The 20039-nt window shown below is 65.5% G+C and carries 19 protein-coding genes; 13 read left to right on the top strand and 6 right to left on the bottom strand.

From position 1 onward, the window contains the following. Window positions 1–64: 64 nt before the first annotated feature. Complete coding sequence (locus tag MELE44368_RS13265; protein ID WP_241566604.1) at window positions 65–631, bottom strand: MPT63 family protein; 567 nt, start codon at window positions 629–631, stop codon at window positions 65–67. A gap of 129 nt (window positions 632–760) precedes the next feature. Further along, a complete protein-coding gene (locus MELE44368_RS13270) occupies window positions 761–2332 on the bottom strand; it encodes a PucR family transcriptional regulator (protein WP_128108917.1) in 1572 nt (523 codons plus the stop codon). Between the two features lie 83 nt (window positions 2333–2415). Here MELE44368_RS13270 and pruA point away from each other — a divergent pair, with 83 nt between their 5' ends. Further along, complete coding sequence (pruA, locus tag MELE44368_RS13275) at window positions 2416–4041, top strand: L-glutamate gamma-semialdehyde dehydrogenase (protein WP_046752533.1); 1626 nt, start codon at window positions 2416–2418, stop codon at window positions 4039–4041. Beyond that, the gene (locus MELE44368_RS13280) at window positions 4041–5003 is read left to right on the top strand and encodes a proline dehydrogenase family protein (protein ID WP_128108918.1); all 963 of its coding nucleotides are present in this window, start codon (window positions 4041–4043) and stop codon (window positions 5001–5003) included. The genes pruA and MELE44368_RS13280 overlap by 1 nt, the downstream gene beginning before the upstream one ends. Here the strand turns inward: MELE44368_RS13280 and MELE44368_RS13285 are convergent. The 4 genes from MELE44368_RS13285 to MELE44368_RS13300 form a co-directional block, all read right to left on the bottom strand. Further along, a complete protein-coding gene (locus tag MELE44368_RS13285) occupies window positions 5000–5503 on the bottom strand; it encodes an Rv2253 family sensor-like surface protein (RefSeq protein ID WP_198529468.1) in 504 nt (167 codons plus the stop codon). The two genes, MELE44368_RS13280 and MELE44368_RS13285, sit on opposite strands and share 4 nt — an antisense overlap. Before the next feature lie 58 nt (window positions 5504–5561). Next, entirely contained in the window at window positions 5562–6245 is a 684-nt protein-coding gene (locus MELE44368_RS13290) for a cysteine hydrolase family protein (RefSeq protein WP_128108919.1), read from the bottom strand. Window positions 6246–6368: 123 nt separating this feature from the next. Then, window positions 6369–7169 carry an SDR family oxidoreductase gene (locus MELE44368_RS13295; protein ID WP_128108920.1) on the bottom strand — a complete coding sequence of 267 codons (801 nt, stop codon included), beginning with the start codon at window positions 7167–7169 and terminating at the stop codon, window positions 6369–6371. Between the two features lie 5 nt (window positions 7170–7174). Then, window positions 7175–7882, bottom strand: a complete 708-nt coding sequence (locus tag MELE44368_RS13300; protein ID WP_128108921.1) for a TetR/AcrR family transcriptional regulator — start codon at window positions 7880–7882, stop codon at window positions 7175–7177. 141 nt (window positions 7883–8023) lie between these two features. On the opposite strand from MELE44368_RS13300, the gene MELE44368_RS13305 reads away from it, so the two are divergent. The 11 genes from MELE44368_RS13305 (at window position 8024) to MELE44368_RS13355 (ending at window position 20017) form a co-directional block, all read left to right on the top strand. Next, the gene (locus tag MELE44368_RS13305) at window positions 8024–8299 is read left to right on the top strand and encodes a helix-turn-helix domain-containing protein (protein ID WP_128108922.1); all 276 of its coding nucleotides are present in this window, start codon (window positions 8024–8026) and stop codon (window positions 8297–8299) included. 3 nt (window positions 8300–8302) lie between these two features. Beyond that, window positions 8303–9085 carry an IclR family transcriptional regulator gene (locus MELE44368_RS13310; RefSeq protein WP_128108923.1) on the top strand — a complete coding sequence of 261 codons (783 nt, stop codon included), beginning with the start codon at window positions 8303–8305 and terminating at the stop codon, window positions 9083–9085. Between the two features lie 94 nt (window positions 9086–9179). Next, window positions 9180–10790: an AMP-binding protein gene (locus tag MELE44368_RS13315; protein WP_241566605.1), complete on the top strand. Its 1611-nt coding sequence runs from the start codon at window positions 9180–9182 to the stop codon at window positions 10788–10790. Further along, window positions 10787–11989: a thiolase C-terminal domain-containing protein gene (locus MELE44368_RS13320; protein WP_164890103.1), complete on the top strand. Its 1203-nt coding sequence runs from the start codon at window positions 10787–10789 to the stop codon at window positions 11987–11989. The genes MELE44368_RS13315 and MELE44368_RS13320 overlap by 4 nt, the downstream gene beginning before the upstream one ends. A 28-nt stretch (window positions 11990–12017) precedes the next feature. Beyond that, window positions 12018–13241 (top strand): acetyl-CoA acetyltransferase, encoded by a 1224-nt coding sequence (locus tag MELE44368_RS13325; protein ID WP_128108925.1) that lies wholly within the window; start codon window positions 12018–12020, stop codon window positions 13239–13241. 105 nt (window positions 13242–13346) lie between these two features. Further along, the gene (locus MELE44368_RS13330) at window positions 13347–14558 is read left to right on the top strand and encodes an amidohydrolase family protein (RefSeq protein ID WP_128108926.1); all 1212 of its coding nucleotides are present in this window, start codon (window positions 13347–13349) and stop codon (window positions 14556–14558) included. Window positions 14559–14737: 179 nt separating this feature from the next. Further along, on the top strand, window positions 14738–15016 hold the full coding sequence (locus MELE44368_RS27335) for an OB-fold domain-containing protein (protein ID WP_409366122.1): 279 nt from the start codon (window positions 14738–14740) through the stop codon (window positions 15014–15016). A 98-nt stretch (window positions 15017–15114) separates the two neighbouring features. Then, window positions 15115–16326 (top strand): amidohydrolase family protein, encoded by a 1212-nt coding sequence (locus MELE44368_RS13340; protein WP_128108928.1) that lies wholly within the window; start codon window positions 15115–15117, stop codon window positions 16324–16326. Between the two features lie 38 nt (window positions 16327–16364). Then, window positions 16365–16805, top strand: coding sequence for a limonene-1,2-epoxide hydrolase family protein (locus MELE44368_RS27340; RefSeq protein ID WP_128108929.1), 441 nt, complete (start codon window positions 16365–16367; stop codon window positions 16803–16805). An 85-nt stretch (window positions 16806–16890) separates the two neighbouring features. Continuing rightward, on the top strand, window positions 16891–18336 hold the full coding sequence (locus MELE44368_RS13350) for an aldehyde dehydrogenase family protein (RefSeq protein ID WP_128108930.1): 1446 nt from the start codon (window positions 16891–16893) through the stop codon (window positions 18334–18336). A gap of 37 nt (window positions 18337–18373) precedes the next feature. After that, on the top strand, window positions 18374–20017 hold the full coding sequence (locus MELE44368_RS13355; RefSeq protein ID WP_241566607.1) for a long-chain fatty acid--CoA ligase: 1644 nt from the start codon (window positions 18374–18376) through the stop codon (window positions 20015–20017). Window positions 20018–20039 lie beyond the last annotated feature (22 nt).

A 20039-nucleotide genomic window follows, 5' to 3' on the forward strand; every position in this document is an offset into this window, starting at 1 on the left:
CGATGGTGCGGTTTCATACGCGACATGCCGAGATGCGCGTATGAAACCGCACAACCACAACCGTCTACTGCTGCTCTTCGGTGATCTCCTCTTCGACGATCACCTCGGTCTCGGTCTCGGTCTCGGTCTCGGTCTCTTCGATGACGACCTCTTCGACGACCTCTTCGCCCGCGCCGCCGGCGCCGGTCCAGATCAACAGATCCCGGCCGCCGGCGTTGTAGACGACGCTGTCCGGAACCGGGCCCGTGACGTCGAAGAACAGTTCGCCCTCCGACGACGCGCCCTCGGTGAGGGTGGCGGGGTTGACGCCCTCCGGTGTCGGGACGGTGAAGATCGCGCGATAGGTCTCACCGTTGGCGGCGCGGGCGTTGAAGTTGGCGATGATCGGCGTGACGGTGCCCTTGACCGCGGTGACGGTGGCGTCGGCCTCATACAGCGTGCCGACCGGCTGGTAGCCCGGCAGCACGTCGTCGCTCGGCTCCAGTTCCCCGACGGTCCAGCCGGTTACGACCGCCCCGCTGGCGTCGACGAGTTCTGGAGTCGCGCCAAAGGACGCGGTGGTGGGATAGCTGTCGGCGGCAGCCATGGGCGCCATGGCGATTCCGAGCGCCGCGATACCCGCGACTGCCATTGGTGTCATGATGCTGTTTTTCATGTGTACTCCCAAATCGGTCGAAGGATGCTGACGAGAACACGGCCGCGCCAACTGCACTCACGGCCGTCGCCTTAGCAAGCTTAGTATCCACGATCGACGAGGTTGTCAAACGGTAGCCCGCAAATTCAGCGACAACAGCAGTCGCACATCGGGATCCGACAGCGACGTCGAAAGCAACTGTTCGGCACGTCGCACTCGGTAACGAACCGTGTTGGGGTGCACGTGCAATCGTTCGGCCACCGCGGCGACATCTCCGAAGCCGTCGAGGTAGGCGTGCAGCGTTTCGGCGAGAACGGGGTCGTGGTCCCGTAATTCGCGTACTCGCGGATCCAGGAATCGGTCATCGGCAGTGATCAGCGTCACGATCTCGTCGATCAGCACCGCGGTGCGCGCCTCGGCCAGCGAGGTCACCTCCCCGAATGCGACGGGATGCCGTTCCGCGCTGTCCAGCGCCCGGTCTATCTCGGACCGCGCCTGGGCCGCCGCACCCAAACCGGCTACCGGAGCGGCGATCACGGCGCGCAGCGAAAGCCCCAGCTCGGCGTGCAGGCTGGCGATCGTTCCGCGCAACCAGGACGTCACCGATGTGGTACGGCTGGTCTGGGGCAACAGCACATACACCCGTGACCCATTCGACGCGACCAACGCGTCGCTACGGAAAGCGCTGGCGCTCAACGCCAGGATGTCGGCGAGCCGGCTGTGGTGGGACGGGGTGTCGAAACCGATGACCGCGACACGACCGTCGGCGACGACGTCGAGCTCGCGCGCCACGGCGCCGACGTCCACCTCGGTGGCGGTCAGGCCCAACAACTCCTGGACGCGCAGCGTGTGCGTCGACGGCCTTGCCGCCAGCCGGGACATGATCCGGGCCGCCAATACCGCGGCGCCGCGCAGGATTTCCTCGGCGTCTTCAGACAGTGGCCGGGAACCCTGTTGCACCCAGATGGCGCCAGCGAACTCAGGCGGTCGGCGTTGATCGACGGCGGGATGGTGAATGCCGATCGCCAGCCGCGGCTGCAAGCCCAGTTCGGGGCGCGCGGCCACTGACACCACGCCGTCGCTGGTGCGCAGCGCGTCGAAAATGCCCCATTGGCTGAGCCATTCGAGGTGCTCGGGCGGACCGGCGCGACCCAGGATCGACAGCCGGCGCAGGTCGTCGGCCTCGTCGTTGGATGCGGAATAGGCCAGCACGTGCGACTGTGCATCCTCGATGCTGACCATGCCGTGCACCCGGTCGGCGATCGACTGCGCCAACCCGAACAGGTCGGTGCCGGAGTCGTACCAGGCGTCGGCGCGGTTGCCGTGATGTTCGAAGACGTGATCGACCAACCGGTACAGCCGCTCCCAGCGGGCCTGCGGGTCGACGGCGACCACCGCGATGCCCGACGCCGTGGCCCGCGCGATGAGCGCTTCGGACGGCTTCTTGACGAAGATCGCCGTCGGCGCCGCGCCATGTCGGTCGATCCAGCGCATCGCGTCCACGTCGTGCAGGCCCAACAGGAAGAAGACGTCGGCGGCGCCTGCGCCGGCGGCAAGGCCGAGCGCGACGTCGTCCTGGTCGATCAGCGCCGCTGAGGCGACGGGCAGATCCAAACCGCGCGGCGCCTGGATCAACTGCACCAGCGTCGTGTCCAGCGCGAGCAGGAGTTTTCCGAGGCTGACACCGTCGGCCCGCATATTGTGTGATTCTACTAGAACGATCTACGCTCTTTGTCTGATCGACTAAACCATGTCGCGGCGGTTTCGACGACCCTTGGCGCATGGATGCCATCACCGACGTACCCCTACCGGCAAACGAGGCCGTTCTCGACTACGCCCCGGGTTCGGCGGAACGCACCCGGCTCACCGAAGCCCTCCGGGCGGTGGCCGCCGAACCGATCGACATGCCGCACGTCATCGGCGGCACGCACCGGATGGGCGACGGGGACCGGGTCGCCGTCGTTCAGCCGCACCGGCATGCGGCGCGGCTGGGCACCTTCACCAACGCGACACATGCCGACGCCGCCGCGGCCATCGACGCCGCGATGGCGGCCAAACCGGCCTGGGAGGCCACCCCCTTCGACGAGCGCGCGGCGGTGTTCCTTCGCGCGGCCCACCTGCTGGCCGGGCCCTGGCGCGCGAAGCTGTGCGCGGCCACCATGTTGGGCCAGTCCAAGTCCGCCTACCAGGCCGAGATCGACGCCGCATGCGAGCTGATCGACTTCTGGCGGTTCAACGTGGCCTTCGCGCGAAGGATCCTGGCGCAGCAGCCGATCAGCGTCCGCGGAGTGTGGAATCGCACCGACTACCGGCCGCTGGAAGGCTTCGTCTACGCGATCACGCCGTTCAACTTCACCGCGATCGCGGGCAACCTGCCCACGGCCCCGGCGCTGATGGGCAACACCGTGGTGTGGAAACCCTCGCCCACGCAGACGTTCGCGGCGTATCTGACCCTGCAACTGCTCGAGGCCGCCGGTCTGCCGCCGGGGGTGATCAACCTGCTGGCCGGTGACGGGATCGCGGTTTCCGACGTGGCACTGGCGGATCCGAGGCTCGCGGGTATCCACTTCACCGGGTCGACGACGACGTTCCAGCATCTGTGGCGATCGGTGGGCGCCAACATCGGCCACTATCACAGCTATCCGCGGCTGGTCGGCGAGACCGGCGGCAAGGATTTCGTCGTCGCGCATTCCAGCGCCCGCCCGGAGGTCTTGCGTACGGCGCTGATTCGCGGGGCATTCGACTATCAGGGGCAGAAGTGCTCGGCGGCATCGCGGGCGTTCATCGCCCGCTCGGTCTGGCAGGAGATGGGCGACGAATTCCTCTCGGCCACCGAAGGACTGCGCTACGGCGACGTCACCGATCTGAGCAACTTCGGCGGCGCGTTGATCGACGAGCGCGCGTTCGCCAAGAGTGTCAAGGCCATCGAGCGAGCGAAAAGCGCTCACGTCACGATTGCCGTCGGCGGCGAATACGACGACAGCGTGGGGTATTTCGTCCGCCCGACCGTGCTGCTTTCCGATGACCCCACCGACGAGGCGTTCAGCACCGAGTACTTTGGGCCGATTCTGGCGGTGCACGTGTATCCGGACGACGACTACGACCGCATCCTCGACGTCGTCGACACCGGCGCCAAGTACGCGTTGACAGGGGCGGTGATCGCCGACGACCGGTCGGCGGTGCTGCGCGCCGAGCAGCGGTTACGTCATGCCGCGGGCAACTTCTACGTCAACGACAAGCCGACCGGAGCCGTGGTCGGCCAGCAGCCGTTCGGCGGAGCGCGCGCCTCGGGCACCAACGACAAGGCCGGATCGATGCTGAACCTGCTGCGCTGGACCTCGGCCCGGTCGATCAAGGAGACCTTCGTGCCGGCCACCGACCACAACTATCCGCACATGGAGCGCTGATGGGCTTCTTCGAACGTGTTGGGCGCCCGGCGATCCTGGCCGCCGGCCGGTCAGAGCGGCTGCGTCGCTCCGCCGAACGACTGCCCGTCACCCGGGATGTCGTGCACCGTTTCATATCGGGAGAAACGGTCGAACAGGCGCTCGACACCGTTGCGCAACTGCGTAATTCGGGGCGACTGGTGTCGGTCGACTATCTGGGCGAAGACGTCACCGACATCGACATGGCCGACCAGACCGTCGCCGCGTACCTCAGGCTGCTCGATGCGCTCGGCACACGCGTCGAGCCTGCGGACAAGGTGCGGCCGCTGGAGGTGTCGGTGAAACTGTCGGCCCTCGGTCAGGCGCTGCCGCGCGACGGCGACAAGATCGCATTGGACAACGCTCGCGTCATCTGCCTGCGCGCCCAGCAGGTCGGCGTATGGGTGACGGTGGACGCCGAGGACCACCACACCACCGACTCGACGCTGTCCATCGTGCGCGACCTACGCGTCGAATTCGACTGGGTCGGCACGGCATTACAGGCCTACCTCAGACGCACCGAGGGTGACTGCCGCGACTTCGCGGCGGCCGGTGCCCGTATCCGGTTGTGCAAGGGCGCCTATGACGCGCCCGCGTCGGTGGCGTACCGCGACCGCGACGACGTCACCGCCTCCTACCTGCGCTGCCTGGAGATACTCATGGCCGGCGACGGCTATCCCATGGTCGCCTCACACGACCCTGTGATCGTGGCCGCGGCACCCGTAATGGCGGCCGAGAACGGCAGGAGCGTAGCCGATTTCGAGTACCAGATGCTCTACGGCATTCGCGACGCCGAGCAGCGACGACTCGCCGACCGAGGCAACCGCGTCCGCGTCTACGTGCCGTTCGGCGCCCAGTGGTACGCCTACTTCGTGCGTCGGCTGGCCGAACGCCCGGCCAACCTCACGTTCTTCCTACGTGCGTTGGTCGAACGGGGACACTAGACGGGGTAGGCGGCGACCGGCATCGTGACGGTGCCACGGCACGGGCCAGACAGAATCTCGGTGCGCCACGTCCCGAACATCGATCCGTCGGCATCGGGGGCGTAGAAGACACGCGACTGCGCCGGTGCGTACTCCCTGGGCAATCCGTCACCGCGGAAGCACTCCCACTGCCAGTTGTACGCGTACTGCCACCGCGACCCGTCCCAGGTGTACCGGATGGGTTGCGGGATGGTCGGATTGCTCGGCGCCGGGCCCTCCACGACGGTGGCCACGCACAGCCCGCTCGAACAGTCGGTGGACAGCACATACTGGGCGCTGAAGTCGGGCTCGGCCTGCGCCGCGGCCACACTGGTGCCCATCTTCTCGGACGCGAAGGTGACGATCTGATAGCGCCCGTTCCATTGCGCGTCTGCCGCCAGCGCGGTCGGCATCGACGAAACGCCGAGCCCTGTCGCGCAGACAAGACCGAGCAGCACGCTGGTCATGCGACGGGCAGACATGCCCGCCAGCCTATTTGGCACGCCCGTCAAAACGGGCCATGACACGGTTTGCCGAAGGCTACGAGAGGGTCACAGATTCGTATCGGCGCACAAGCGCCCTCGCGAGTTGGTTCGTTGTCAGCATCTCGGCTTGCCGGGATATCACCTGGAACAGGCTCAAGTCGTGCGCATGCAGGTCGGCGTCGCCGGTGCAGTCGCTCAACACGATAAGCCGGTAGTCCCGATCGGCCGCCTCACGGACCGTGGTAAGAACCGCACCGCTCGTGTGGACGCCGGCGAGAATCAACGTGGTGACGCCGAGGTTGGTCAGCCGCTCATCGAGGTTCGTCGTCGAGAATACGCCCAGCCTGGTCTTGCGCAGAGCGATGTCCTCGTCGAGGACCGCGATCGCGGGATGCAGGCCGGAGCCCGGCATCCCGTTATGGAATCGCCTGTCTTGTCGCCACTTTGAGGCTTCGGAGTTGGTTGACGGGATCGCGAGGTAGTCGAGTTCGTCCAAGGCTGTCCGGACGAAGGCCAGATGACCACCGTGGCGGCGGACCGCGTCGACCGCCGCGTTCGTCCGGAACAGCAGGTCGTCGGCATCCGCGACGCCATCCAATGCCTCTCGTTGACAGTCGATCACCACCAGTGCGCACTGGCTGGCGTCGATACCGTCGATCCAGGCGGGGGAGTGGGCCCGAACCAGAGACCGAGCCGGTCGCGATCGCAGCCAGGTTCGCCATACCGCGGTGCCGCGCATGAGTTTCCCTTTCGGAGGGGCCTTCTGTGAGGCCGCTGAGAGTTCAGGTCCATTCCATCGGGCCGTGATCCGACGGACAACGGAGCGGAATTCAGATGATGACCGGTATATCCGTACCGGCGATCAGCGCGCGGTCCAGCCGCCGTCGACGGCGAGGACCTGTCCGGTGATGAAAGATCCCGCGTCGCTGGCCAGTAGCAGCAGCGCGCCGCACAGCTCGCCGGCCCGGCCGGCGCGTGCCATCGGGGTGTTGCGCCTGATATAGGCACCGCCGGCGTCATCGTCGAGCAAGTCGGTGGTGAGTTCGCTGGGGAAAAAGCCCGGCGCCAGGGCGTTGACGCGCACATTGTGCCGCGCCCATTGCACGGCCAGCTCGCGGGTGAGGTTGATCAACCCGCCCTTGGACGCGCAGTAGGCGGCCTGTCGGTTGGGCGCCGCGGCGACCAGCCCGAGGATCGAGGCGACGTTGATGATGCTGCCGCGACCACGTGCGATCATGGTCCGGCCGACGAGCTGGGTGAGTTGGAACGCGCCAATCAGGTTGACGTCCAACACGTATTGGAAGTCGTCGAGATTCTCGTCTTCCGCCCGGGCGGGCACGCTCGTTCCGGCGTTGTTGACCAGGATGTCGACCGCACCCACACGCTGCTGCACCTCGTCGTGCGCGACTTTCACGGCGACGGGATCGGCGACGTCGCAGGACACGGCGGTCAGCTCCGGGATCGCATCGCACAGGGCTTTGAGGCGGTCGGCACGGCGCGCGGCGACGACCACCTTCGCTCCTGCGGCCTGTAGCGCCAGCGCGAACTGTACGCCCAACCCGCTTGAGGCGCCGGTGACCAGCGCGGCGCGGCCGGAGAGATCGAACATCCGATCGGGTGGTAGCGCAGCGGGGAGCTCGACGATGGATGATTCAACGGTCATTGAAATCAGTTGTCGCCCTTCATCTCTATGGCTATATCGATCCACGACTGCATTGGTAGGCCGGCCAGGGCCACCGCGGTGTCGCCGAGCACGGCGCGACCCATGACGAGAGCTCGGGTGGCGCAGCCGGCGTTGTCGGCCGCGATCGCCAGGGCGTCCGGTGACTCGCTGAACGTGCCACCGGGAAGGAAAGAGGCGTAACCGTGCGCGACGGCGGCCGCCGCGACGGCCAGGCTGGTTGCGAGCTCGGGAGTTACGCCGGGAATCTCAGAGGCCGGTCCGAGAAATGCCTCGACGACAGGTCGCGCGGGCTCGGTCAGCCTGGTGTTGGTCCCCATGAAGACCTCCTTGGCGAAGAGGACCTCGAACAACGCCGGCTGCAGCGCGGCGAACTCGACATAGGCGCGGGCTGCACGCACCAATCGCTCGGTCGGATCCTTCTCGGTGCCGACCACGGAGGAGATGTGCGCCGCGAGCACCTCGCATGCTCGGACGGCGATCTCGGTGAGGAGGTCCTTGCGGTCGGCGAAGTGGCGGTATGGCGCGCCGGGGCTCACGTCGAGCCGTCGGCACGCTTCGGCGATCGAGAAGGTTGCGACGCCGTCGCGGCTGATGAGCTCCACCGAGACGTCGATGAGTGCATCCCGCAAATTCCCGTGGTGATATGAGCGGCGCTTCGAGTCGCTCGGTTGTCCGGTTGCGTCGCTGACCACCCCTGAATGTTAATGGCAATCACATTGGCCCGGCAACCCTGACCGAACCTCGCGGGCAGGGTGTCTTGCATCACATGTGAGAGTCACTTACAATCCGCGATGTAAGAACCCGTTACATCAGCCCCGATGCCAGGAGGTCCCATGGGCAAGCCGGAAACATCGCTGGTCAGATCGCTCCAGCGCGGGCTGCAGATCATGAACATGGTCGCCGCCGAAGGGCCGGTGAACGCGAAAACCGTCGCTCGCGCGGTAGGGGTCCAGTTGCCGACCGCCTACCACCTGCTTCGGACGCTGATTCACGACAAATATCTTGTACGCCTCGACGACGGCACCTATGTGCTCGGTGAGATGTGTCGGGCCGACTTGCCGGCCGCTCGCGCGGTCAGCAGTCGCGACGTCCTGGCCGAGTGCAGCTAACACATGACGACCGAATCGGCAGGCTCGCCGACCCTGATTCAGAGCCTCCAACGCGGCATGCGTCTGGTGGAGGCTGTCGCCGAACACAGCGCGCTGACTGCGCGTGAACTCAGTGACCGCACCGGCATCGTGCTGCCGACCACCTATCACCTGCTGCGCACCCTCGTGCACGAAGGGTATCTGCGGCGGTCCGCCGACGGTCGGTACTCGCTGGGAGATCAAATGACCTCGGTCACCCAACTGGAAACCCGGGCCCGCAGTCTGCGGATGGTCCGCGCGGCGATGACTGAGCTCGCCGCGCAGGCCCGCGGTGATGTGACCCTCGGCATGCTCCGCGGGGCCGACATCGTGGTGACCGACTTCGTTGCGGGTCCGTGTCCGCAACGGTTCGAATGCTGGCCGGGACTGATCATTCCGGGGCATGCCACCGCGATCGGCAAGAACATCTTGTCCCGGCTGCCTGGGCAGCGACGCGAACACTATCTCGCGACCCATCCGCTCGCTGCGCTCACCACGCACACGGTTACGACGAGCTGGCGGCTGGAGCAAGAGCTTACACCCGTTACCGTAAACCACAGCGACCAGCAATATCACTACGGAATAACCTGTGCCGCAACGGCTGTGCACGATGGTATCCAGTACCGCGCACTGGGCATCGCGTTCGGCTCCAATAGGGCGGCCCGCGCCGTCGCACGGGTCGATGAGCTGATCGGCCAGGCGGCCGCGCAGATCTCCGACGCGATGCTTCTCTCCGCGTCCGGCGACGACGCCGCCGTCGCCATCTGAAATAGCTCTGCTTGTCGCAAGTCCCGGTGCCGCAGTTCACTCGACAAGGGGCCGGTTCGCCCGACTTCGAGTGATGAATGGAGACGGAGTTGCAGTGCGCGACAACATGATCAAGAGTGAGTCAACCGTCGTCGGCTTGCTCCGAAAGTGTGTCGAAGACCACCCCGACTCCCGGTACCTCGACATCGCCGGAGACACCTACACGTACGCCCAGGTGTGGGAGAGGGCCCGCGATTTCGCCGGTATCCTGCACTCGTGCGGTGTGCGCCGGGGCCAGACGGTGGTGAGCATGCAAGACACCCACATCGACGCCGTCGCATCGTGGTTCGGCGCCAACATGCTCGGGGCGGTGTGGGTCGGAACGAACACCGCACTGCGCGGAGAGTTCCTTCGGCATGTCCTCGCCGACACCGGTGCCGCGGTGGTGGTCGCCGAACCGGACCTGATCGACCGGATCGTCGCGATCGGCCCAGAGTTGTGCCACGTCGATCTGGTCCTGCAACGCGGATGTGAACCACCCCGGGTTTCGCCGGACCTGCGGGTGGAGGGTCTCGACGATTATCGCGGGCGGCCGGCGCCGGAGCCGTACCTCGGCACCGCCGACGACCTCATGTGCCTGACGTATACGGGCGGCACGACCGGCCCCTCGAAGGGCTGCATGATCACCCACGGTTATGGGATCAACATCGCTCGATGCGGACTCATTCAGACTCAACGGCGCAGCGACGAGGTGAACTGGAATCCGCTGCCGATGTTTCACCTCAATGTGCTGTCGATGACCCTGATCGCAACCATGTTGATCGGCGGGAGTGCGGCCCTGGCGCAACGGTTTTCCGCATCCCGGTTCTGGCCGGAAATCGAGCGGACAGGTGCGCGCATCGTCAACCTGATCGGTGGGCTGCCCGCCATCATCGCCCAGCTTCCGGACACCCCCGAGACGGCCCGCTGCTTCGGCCAGATCCGCATGGTACACGCGGTGCCCTTCCCGGAAACCCTGCAGCAGGTATGGCGGGAGCGGTTCGGCGTGAAGACGCCCGGTGCGAAGGGCTACGGCATGACCGAAGTCTTCCCCATCACCTACCAGGCGCCGGACGAGCAAGCGCCGGCGGAATCGGCAGGCCGGGTCAATCCGGATCTGGAGGTGCGCATCGTCGACGACCACGACAACGAGGTCAAGACCGGTGAGGTCGGCGAAGTGGTGTGTCGACCACGGCGCAGCAATGTGATGTTCCAGGGGTACTGGCGTCGGCCGCAGGCCACCGTGGATGCCACCCGCAACCTCTGGTTTCACACCGGGGACCTAGGCCGCTTCGACGCGGCCGGCTACTTCTACTTCGCTGACCGCAAGAACGACTATCTCCGCAGGCGCGGTGAGAACATCTCCAGCCAGGAACTCGAGGCCACGTTCCTGGCGCACGACGACATTGTGGCCGTTGCGGTGCACGCCGTGCCCTCCGAGTTGACCGAGGATGACGTCAAGGTCACCGCGGTGCTGCGCCAGGGTGCCCGGCTCACCCCAGACGAACTCTTCGAATGGTGCAAGGAGCGAGTGCCGTATTTCGCGCTGCCACGGTACATCGAGTTCCGCGACGAGTTACCGGTGAGCCCGCTGGGCCGGGTGCACAAACACCTCCTGCGGGACCAGGGTTGCACGCCGACGACCTGGGACCGTGACGCCGCAGGCGCGTCATGGGAGCGACGATGAGCGACCAGTTCGCGGCGTCAGCGCCCAGCCAGCGCGATCAGTGCGCGATTGTCGGCGTCGGCACCACGGACTACAGCTTCAACTCCGGACGGTCCACCCTGACGTTGGCCGCTCAGGCCGGCAGCGCCGCCATCGCCGACGCCGGGCTCGAACCCGCAGACATCGACGGCATCGTGCGATGCGAGATGGACGAAGTGCTGCATGCCGATCTGGCCGCGACGCTCGGCCTGCCCAATGTCGCCTTCTGGGCCGCGGGCAGCTGGGCCGGTGCCGCGCCGTGCGGCATGGTCGGGTTGGCCGTCAGCGCGATCTGCGCTGGACAGGCCAACAACGTGTTGGTGTTCCGGTCGCTCAACGGACGGTCGGGCCGCCGGTTCGGGCGCGAATGGGCCAGCGGTGACGCCGTCGGGGGAGGGGGCTCGTATCTTGAGTTTCTCGCTCCGTACGGGCTGCAGTCACCCGGCATGGCCTATGCGCTGTTCGCCCGCAAACACATGCTCGACTTCGGAACCACCAGTGAGCACCTCGGCCACATCGCCGTCACCTGCCATCGGCGCGCGAACGAGAACCCGGCCGCCCAACGTTACGGGCGTCCCCTGTCCATGGCGACCTACCTGCAATCGCGAATGATCGCTGATCCGCTGCGCCGCTTCGATTTCTGTTTGGAAACCGACGGTGCGGCCGCAGTCGTCGTCTCCGCGGCCGAGCGGGCTCGCGATCTCGCCAAGCCCACCGTGTTGATTCGAGCAGTGGCCCAGGGTGACGAATCGACGCCACGCCAGGGCGGGCTATGGGGCAACCTCCTCACGGGACCGCTCACGAACGCCAGTAGCACGCTGGCAAAGCGGCTGTATCGTCTGGCCGGTCTGGGGCCGAACGACATCGACGTCGCACAGTTCTACGACTGTTTCACCATCACCGTGCTGATGCAGCTCGAGGACTACGGATTCTGCAAGCGCGGCGAAGGCGGTCCATTCGCAGCGAGCGGAGCGCTCGACATCGATGGCACATTGCCCATCAACACCTCCGGCGGAAACCTGGCCGACGGCTACATACACGGTCTCAGTCACATCGTCGAAGGCGTCCGCCAGTTGCGTGGCGAGTCGACAGCACCGGTCGCCGGTGCCGAGACCTGCCTGGTCACATCCGGCATGCCAGGTCCCGGCTCCAGCGCGCTGATTCTGCGGAGAGGCCAATGAGCACGTCTTGCGACACAGGAGAACGATTGTGAGTCAACCGATTTACATTCTGGGCGGATGGCAATCCGACTTCGCGCAGAAGGCCCCGGGCGGTGAGTTCTTCCCGCTCATCGAATCCGCTGTGACCGGAGCCCTCGACGACACCGGTGTCGATGCATGTGATATCGACGTCAGCCACGTAGGGAACTTCGCCGGCGAAATGTTCACCGGCCAAGGCCAACTCGGTGGATTGGTGGCGGCGGTCCACCATGGCCTCGCAGGCAAACCGGCGTCGCGGCACGAGGCGGCATGTGCATCCGGCAGCATGGCGGCGCTCGCGGCGATGGCCGACCTCGAAAGCGGCCGTTACGACTGCGCACTGGTAGTCGGCGCCGAGGTGCTGCGCAACGTGGGTGGTCAGGACGCCGGTCTGAGGCTGGGCGCAGCAGCCTGGGTCGGACGCGAGGTGGTGGACGAACCCTATCCGTGGCCGTCGATGTTCGGTCGGATCGGTGAGGAGTACGACCGGCGTTACGGACTCGACCACGCCCATCTCGGCCGCATCGCCGAGATCAATTTCGATAACGCCAAACTGAACCCACGCGCACAGACTCGGAGTTGGGAGGTGGCCACCGAATCCTTCTACGAGGACGACGAATTCAACCCAGTGGTGGCCGGGCCGCTACGGCGCCACGACTGCAGCCGCATCACCGATGGTTCGGCCGCGGTGATTCTAGCCTCGCACCGGTTTGCGCAGAGTTGGGCCCGCCACCACAGCGTCGACCTCGCCGAGGTGCCACGCATCCTCGGCTGGGGACACCGCACGGGAGCGATGCTTCTCGAGGACAGGCTCGCCGGGAGCGCCGACGATGAGTACGTTTTTCCGCATCTGCGTCAGGCGATTTTGGATGCCTACCGCAGAGCGGGTATCACCGGGCCCGACGACCTCGACGTGCTGGAGACCCACGACTGTTTCTCGGTGTCGGAATATGTCGCCATCGACCACTTCGGAATCACCCCGGCGGGTAAGGCGTGGCAGGCAGTGGAGGACGGGACGATCGAACGCGACGGGTCCCTGCCGGTGAATCCCAGCGGGGGCCTCTTGGGCCTCGGTCATCCGGTGGGCGCCACCGGGATCCGGATGCTGCTTGACGGTGCTCGGCAGGTGACAGGTCGAGCCGGCGATTACCAGGTGCCGGATGCCGACAAGGTCGGTTTGCTCAACATCGGTGGAGCGGTGACCACGGTCGCCACCTTTGTGGTCGGCACCTGAGGCGCTCACCATCTGAATTTGGCGGCATTGTCCCATCTTCGGTGACGGTGAATCCTTCGAGGAGAGTAGCGATCTGACTATTACACGATCCAAATGTGAGGAACTATGGGATCTTCCACGTTGATCATCGACACAGACACGCATATCACCGAGCCTCCCGACCTTTGGACCAGTCGGATGTCGAGGAAGCGGTGGGGCAACCTCATTCCCGAGGTCCGGTGGATCGAGGAGCGGCAGGCCGAGTTCTGGTGCATGAACGGCCAACCGATCTTCACGGTCGGTACCTGCATCATGGTTCCCGATGAGGACGGCAGACCCGTCCGCTCCCCGCGGTTCCCCGACTACGCGGACTCGTTCAAATCGATGCATCCCTCCGCCTTCGACGCCAAGGAGCGGCTGGCGGTGATGGATGCGTACGGGATCCAGGCCGCCGCGATCTTCCCGAATCTCGGGTTCGTGGGCCCCAACATCTTCGCCGCGGCGGGCTCGGATGCACTCGAGTTCCAGACCGCAGCATTGCAGGCCTACAACGACTTCCTGCTGGACTGGAGTTCGATCGCACCGGAGCGGTTGCTGGCGCTGGCGCTGATCCCGTACTGGGATGTCGAGTCGGCGGTCAAAGAGATCGAGCGATGCGCCGCGGCCGGGCACAAGGGCCTGGTCTCGACGGGTAAGCCCCACGAGCACGGACAGCCCCTGCTGGCCGACCGGCACTGGGACCCGATGTGGGCCGCGGCCCAGGACGCCGGCTTGTCGATCAGCTTCCACGTCGGCGGCGGTGATCTGGGCAGGCACATGAACGACGAGCGCACCAATGTCGAGGGATGGCGGGCAACGCTGGCGCGGCTGACGACCTCGTTCTTTCTGGAAAGTGGGATCACCCTGGCAGATCTACTGATGTCGGGCGTGCTCGCGCGCTTCCCGACGCTGCGGTTCGTCTCCGTGGAGAGCGCAATCGGCTGGATCCCGTTTTTGTTGGAGTCATTGGACTTTCACTTCAAGAAGTACGAGCCCTGGCATGAACGTCCCGAATTCACCGCCGACGGCATGCTGCCCAGCGACTACTTCCGCCGCCAGGTCTACGCCAACTACTGGTTCGAGGACCTCCAACCGTGGCACATCGACGCCATCGGCGAGGACAACCTGCTCTTCGAGACCGACTATCCCCATCAGACGTGTCTGGACAAGCGTGAGATCGCCGAAGCGATCGACTCCGGCTTGAGCGGGGTCAGCGAAGTCGCCAAGGAGAAAATCCTGTGGCGCAATGCTGCCTCGTTGTTCAACATGGACGTCGCAGCGCTCGAGAAGCTCGCCTAACGGTGGTCTTCGGCGAGGCACCCCTACCAGTGACCAACGACCCCGACACCGCCGGCTTCTGGCTGGCGGCCGAGCGCGGCGAGGTCGCCGTCTGCGTGTGTGCGAATTGCGGTGCGGTTTTGCACCTCCCACGATCACACTGCCACATCTGCCGATCGTGGACGGTCGAGTGGAAGCCTGTGGCCCCAGCGGGGCGACTGATGTCGTGGACCGTCGCCGAACACCAGGTGCATCCCGCCTTCCCGGTGCCGTACACGGTGGTGCTCGTCGAACTCGACGACGCGCCCGAGGTTCGGCTGGCCGGCCACCTCCGAGGTCGGCCCGAACTGACGGCAGGCATGCCGATGCGAGCTGATTTCGTGACCAGACCGGGGAGCGTGACCCTGGTGAACTGGAGACCGGAGGTGGCGCATTGCCGGATCAGCGCCCACGGCAGTCCACCTGGACGCACCATCTGAACACTCAGCGGTTACCCGGAAGTGAGGCCGCTCACTACCGTTGAACCGTCAGCGCGGTTTACCAAAGGCTCTGAACAACCGCGGATTTGGAGGAAACCATGATCTTCGACTTCGACCAGCACCTCTTCGAGTACCCGACGATGTGGATTGACTACATCGACCCGGGCAAGAAGGACTTGGCATTGGAGGTCATCCGCGACGACCTCGGGTACCCCTGGGTGGCGTCGCGGCTGACCAATCAGCGTTGCTACATCTACTCGAATACCGTGCCGGAGGACGGCTTCGTGTCGCAGTTCAGCCCGTGGCAGCGGTGGAAGGACGGGTTGGCGGCCGACGTCGACTACGTGGCTGAAATGCCTGCGGAAACCACCGACCCGAAGGCTCGAGTGGCGAAGCTCGACGACATCGGTGTTGACAAGACCCTTCTCTTCCCGCATTTCGGTGCGGTCTGGGGCCGGTTCTTCGCCGACCGGTTGGAGATCATCCGGGCCAACCTGACCGCATGGAACCGGTGGGCCGTTGCGGTCCGCCAGGAGGGTGGGGGCCGCCTCGAACCGGTCGGTCACGTGACCCTCGCCGGCGGCAGCTTCGACTGGCTGGACAAGGAACTCGCGTACCTCAGTGCAAACGGTGTGCGCGCGGCCACGTTGTCCTACGGGCTGGTCAGCGGGCGGCGGATGGCACACCCCGATCACGACCACGCGTGGAAGGCCTTCGTGGACAACGGGATCACACCGATCTTTCACATTCAAGATGCGGACATCCGAGCCAGCGGCCTCGATGACCGATGGTTCCCCGACGACGCAGATCCGCTCTTCGGTGCCCTCGACATGGCGTTCTCCCACCTCGGTGTCCAGGTGGCGATCGCCGACCTGATCTTCAGCGGTGTCTTCGACCGGTTCCCGACGCTGAAGTTCGCGACCGTCGAACTGACCGCGGCGTGGTTCCAGGCGATGCTGGGTGCCGCCGAGGGATTTCCGGGGTCGGCGGCGGCCGGTGCGATCAACGGTCCGGGCCTGGACATCTCGTATCGGGTGGAAGGCTTCCTGCGCCGCAACATCGTCGAGCTGAAGAAGAACCCGAGCGAATACCTGTACGAGAACTTCCGGTTCACCGTCAATCCGATGGAACCGGTCAAGTCGTACATCGACGGTGGGCTGGAGGACAACCTCATGCTCGGCAGCGACTTCCCGCACTGCGAAGGCTTCCACAAGCCACTGGATACCTTCGCCGGTCCCCTGACCGGCACCACCGACGAGCAGAAGCGGAAATTCCTCGGCGGCAACGCCGTCAACCTGCTCGGGCTTTGAGTTTCGGTTCGATCAACCATTGAAAAAGGAGTGCACAGATGAGTAACCAAGCCGTTGTCCGAGCCTTCCTCAAGGGTATGGAGCAACCGATTTCCCGGATTCCCGAGCACCTCCGCAAGTCGATGACCGATGACGCGGTCTGGGGCAATTCCGGATTCCCGCCCTGCGTGGGGATCGACGACATCATGTCCAAGCACGAGATGAGCGCGAAGGTGTTCGGCGATTACGTACTGACGGCCGACATCCTGCACATCGCCGAGAGCCCGGACGGGGTCGTGTTCACCGAACGAATCGATGTCGGCCGGACCCAGGCCGGTGAAGAGATCCTCACCGTACCCGTCGTCGGGGTTTTCGAGGTCCGCGACGGCAAGATCGCCCGGTGGACCGACTACTTCGATCCTCGCGGACTTCTTGAGGGGTTGTCCGTGCTTCCGGACGTCGAAGCCTTCTTCACGGGGAAGGCCCCTTCGACCAGCTGACCCTGGGGGTGCGGTGGCGGGGCCGTTCTGCCAACGGCCCCGGCGCTGCGCCGGTTTGAAACGATTCCGCGAGCAAAGGTGTGCAATGACCGGTCTGCTGATCGACGGCGTACTTCGAGGTGCCGCCGACGACCGCACCTATCCGAACATCAACCCGGCGACCGAGCAGAGCATCGGCACGGCGCCCGACGCGGACCGAGCCGATCTCGACGCGGCGGTCGGGGCGGCGAGACGGGCCTTCGACCACACCGAGTGGTCCCGCGACCACGAGTTCCGGGCGCATTGCCTACGGCAGCTGCGAAACGGACTTGAGGCGGAGAAGGACCGTCTCCGCGACGTCCTGGTTCGTGAAGCGGGCGTGCCTGTCGCGTTGACGTATTCGATCTGGCTGGACACGATCCTCGATGCCGTTTCGTACTGGGCCGATCTCGCGGTGTCCTATCCGTACCAGACCGAGCTGGCCGCGCGCGAGACCCTGGCCGGCGCGGCGGCTAGGCGGATGGTGCTGCACGAGCCGATCGGCGTCGTCGCAGCGATCACGCCGTGGAACTATCCGTTGGCGTGCAACATCTTCAAGGTGTCTGCCGCGTTGGCTGCCGGCTGCACGGTCGTGCTCAAACCGGCACCGGACACCCCCTGGAGCGGCGCGGAGTTGGGCCGCGTGATTGTGGAGCACACCGATATCCCTGCCGGCGTCGCCAACGTCGTCACGGCCGCGGACCCGCTGCTCGGCGAAGCGCTGGTCCGTGATCCCCGTGTCGACCTCGTCCACTTCACCGGATCGACGCAGGTCGGCAAGCAGATCATGGTGTCAGCCGCCGACGCGGTCACCCGGGTCTGCCTCGAACTGGGCGGCAAGTCGGCGAACATCGTGCTGGACGACGCGGACATCCCGTCACTGGGTGCAGCGTTCGCCGGAGTGTGCGCACACGCCGGGCAGGGCTGTGCGCTCACCACCAGGCTGCTGCTACCCCGCAGCCGATACGACGAGGGGATTGCGGTGGCGCAAGCCGCATTCGAAGCTCTCAAATGCGGTGACCCCAGCGACCCCGAGGTCGTGGTCGGTCCTGTCATCAACGCGCGCCAGCGGGCCCGGATTTTGGACCTGATCGGACAGGGCAAGCAGGAGGCCCGGATTCTGGTCGGCGGCGGAACACCGCAGGCATTGACAACCGGTTACTACGTGGAACCAACATTGTTCTGCGACGTCGACCCCGACGCCGTCATCGCCCAGCAGGAGATCTTCGGCCCGGTGCTGGCGGTCATCCCGTACGACGACGTCGACCACGCCGTACAGATCGCGAACAACAGCATCTACGGTTTGTCGGCCGCCGTGCACAGCGGTGACCTCGAGCGGGCGATGACGCTCGCACGGCGGATTCGGACCGGCACCGTGAGTGTCAACGGTGCGGTCTGGCTGGCTGCCGACACCCCGTTCGGGGGATACAAGCAAAGCGGGCTGGGTCGCGAACTCGGCGTCGAGGGCTTCGCGGAGTTCTTGGAAACCAAATCCGTCGCACTACCCGGTTGATTGTCGACAGGAGAAAGGAACTGCCGTGCTTGGCTTGATGCAGGATCGACCGCTCACGCTGCCTCATCTGCTCCATCGCGCCGAGCGGTACTTCGGCCACAAGGAGATCGCCACCGCCGGCGCGGACGGGACTGTGTCGGTGTCCACAATCGGTGAGGTCTGCCAGAAGGTGCGCCGCCTAGCCACGGCGTTCGATGCGTTGGGACTGGCCGCCGACGCGCGGATCGGTACGTTTTGCTGGAATACCGTCGACCACCTAGCCCTGTATTTGGCCGCGCCGTGTACCGGACGGGTGTTGCACACCATCAACATTCGGCTGTTCGGTGAGCAGATCATTTACATCGTCAACCATGCACGAGATGAAATCCTCTTCGTCGACCGGTCGTTGCTCGGTATCCTGTGGCCACTCGCCGACCAACTGTCGAGCGTGAAGTACTTCGTCGTCATCGACGACGGTGCATCCAACGAGCTCCCCGACGATCCGCGCGTGCTCACCTTCGACGGTCTGCTGCAGAACCGACCGTACGACGGCGAATTTCGCGTCACCGACGAGCACCGCGCGGCAGCGATGTGTTACACGTCGGGTACCACCGGCAACCCCAGGGGTGTGGTCTATTCACACCGATCCACCGTGCTGCATTCCTTGGCCGCACTCGCCGCCGACGTGACGGGCCTCTCCGAAAGCGACGTCGTGATGCCGATCGTGCCGATGTTTCACGCCAACTCGTGGGGCCTGCCGTATGCGGCGCTGCTGGCGGGTGCGTCGCTGGTGCTCCCCGGCCCCAACATGGACCCAGCCGCGTTGCTGGGTTTGTTGGCCGACCATCGCGTCACTGTGACCGCGGCCGTGCCGACGATCTGGATGAGCCTGGTACCGATGCTCGACGATTACGACCTGTCGTCGGTGCGATTCATTCTCAGCGGCGGGTCGGCAGTTCCCAAAGCGCTGTCGCAAACATACGTACATTCCATCGGGGTTCCGCTGACCCATGTCTGGGGGATGACCGAGACCAGCCCGTTGGCCACAACCGGTACGCCCCGTTCGCACCACGCTCGGCTGTCAGAGGACCAACTGGCCGCGACACGGGAGCGCCAGGGGCCGCCCGTTCCGCTGGTGCAGCTCCGGCTTGCTGACGACAACGGAGCCGAACAGCCCTGGGACGACCGCTCAGCCGGAGAGGTACAGGTCGCCGGACCCTGGATCGCGGGTGCTTACTACCGCAGCGACGCGAACGATTCTGCCTTCACCCCCGACGGCTGGCTGCGCACCGGCGACGTCGGGGTGTGCGACGAATTCGGCTCGTTGCTCCTCGTCGACCGCACGAAGGATCTGATCAAGTCCGGCGGCGAGTGGATCAGTTCCGTGCAACTGGAGAACGAGATCATGGCTCATCCCAAGGTCGCCGAAGCGGCGGTGATCGCGGTTCCTCACGAGCGCTGGGGCGAGCGGCCACTGGCTTGTGTGGTGGTGCAGCCAGGGGAATCACTGAGCGTCGAGGAACTCATCGAACATCTGACGCCGCGGGTCTCCAGATGGTGGCTTCCGGACGGCGTCGAGTTCATCGATTCGATACCCAAAACGAGCGTCGGCAAGTTCAGCAAGAAGACCTTGCGGGCCCGGTTCGAGAACTACCGATTCATCGGGCTTTCCGCCGCGCAACCCGCCGAGCAGTCGACCTAGCGAGCAGTACTGATCACGAGGA

Source organism: Mycolicibacterium elephantis DSM 44368, assembly GCF_004014805.1.
In the GTDB taxonomy this organism is placed as follows: domain Bacteria; phylum Actinomycetota; class Actinomycetes; order Mycobacteriales; family Mycobacteriaceae; genus Mycobacterium; species Mycobacterium elephantis.

What these genes read in the sequence shown, in the direction of transcription:
- MELE44368_RS13265 (WP_241566604.1), bottom strand. Translation starts at nt 631, where the DNA reads ATGGCAGTCGCGGGTATCGCGGCGCTCGGAATCGCCATGGCGCCCATG.
- MELE44368_RS13270 (WP_128108917.1), bottom strand. Translation starts at nt 2,332, where the DNA reads ATGCGGGCCGACGGTGTCAGCCTCGGAAAACTCCTGCTCGCGCTGGAC.
- pruA (WP_046752533.1), top strand. Translation starts at nt 2,416, where the DNA reads ATGGATGCCATCACCGACGTACCCCTACCGGCAAACGAGGCCGTTCTC.
- MELE44368_RS13280 (WP_128108918.1), top strand. Translation starts at nt 4,041, where the DNA reads ATGGGCTTCTTCGAACGTGTTGGGCGCCCGGCGATCCTGGCCGCCGGC.
- MELE44368_RS13285 (WP_198529468.1), bottom strand. Translation starts at nt 5,503, where the DNA reads ATGTCTGCCCGTCGCATGACCAGCGTGCTGCTCGGTCTTGTCTGCGCG.
- MELE44368_RS13290 (WP_128108919.1), bottom strand. Translation starts at nt 6,245, where the DNA reads ATGCGCGGCACCGCGGTATGGCGAACCTGGCTGCGATCGCGACCGGCT.
- MELE44368_RS13295 (WP_128108920.1), bottom strand. Translation starts at nt 7,169, where the DNA reads ATGACCGTTGAATCATCCATCGTCGAGCTCCCCGCTGCGCTACCACCC.
- MELE44368_RS13305 (WP_128108922.1), top strand. Translation starts at nt 8,024, where the DNA reads ATGGGCAAGCCGGAAACATCGCTGGTCAGATCGCTCCAGCGCGGGCTG.
- MELE44368_RS13310 (WP_128108923.1), top strand. Translation starts at nt 8,303, where the DNA reads ATGACGACCGAATCGGCAGGCTCGCCGACCCTGATTCAGAGCCTCCAA.
- MELE44368_RS13320 (WP_164890103.1), top strand. Translation starts at nt 10,787, where the DNA reads ATGAGCGACCAGTTCGCGGCGTCAGCGCCCAGCCAGCGCGATCAGTGC.
- MELE44368_RS13330 (WP_128108926.1), top strand. Translation starts at nt 13,347, where the DNA reads ATGGGATCTTCCACGTTGATCATCGACACAGACACGCATATCACCGAG.
- MELE44368_RS13340 (WP_128108928.1), top strand. Translation starts at nt 15,115, where the DNA reads ATGATCTTCGACTTCGACCAGCACCTCTTCGAGTACCCGACGATGTGG.
- MELE44368_RS27340 (WP_128108929.1), top strand. Translation starts at nt 16,365, where the DNA reads ATGAGTAACCAAGCCGTTGTCCGAGCCTTCCTCAAGGGTATGGAGCAA.
- MELE44368_RS13350 (WP_128108930.1), top strand. Translation starts at nt 16,891, where the DNA reads ATGACCGGTCTGCTGATCGACGGCGTACTTCGAGGTGCCGCCGACGAC.
- MELE44368_RS13355 (WP_241566607.1), top strand. Translation starts at nt 18,374, where the DNA reads ATGCAGGATCGACCGCTCACGCTGCCTCATCTGCTCCATCGCGCCGAG.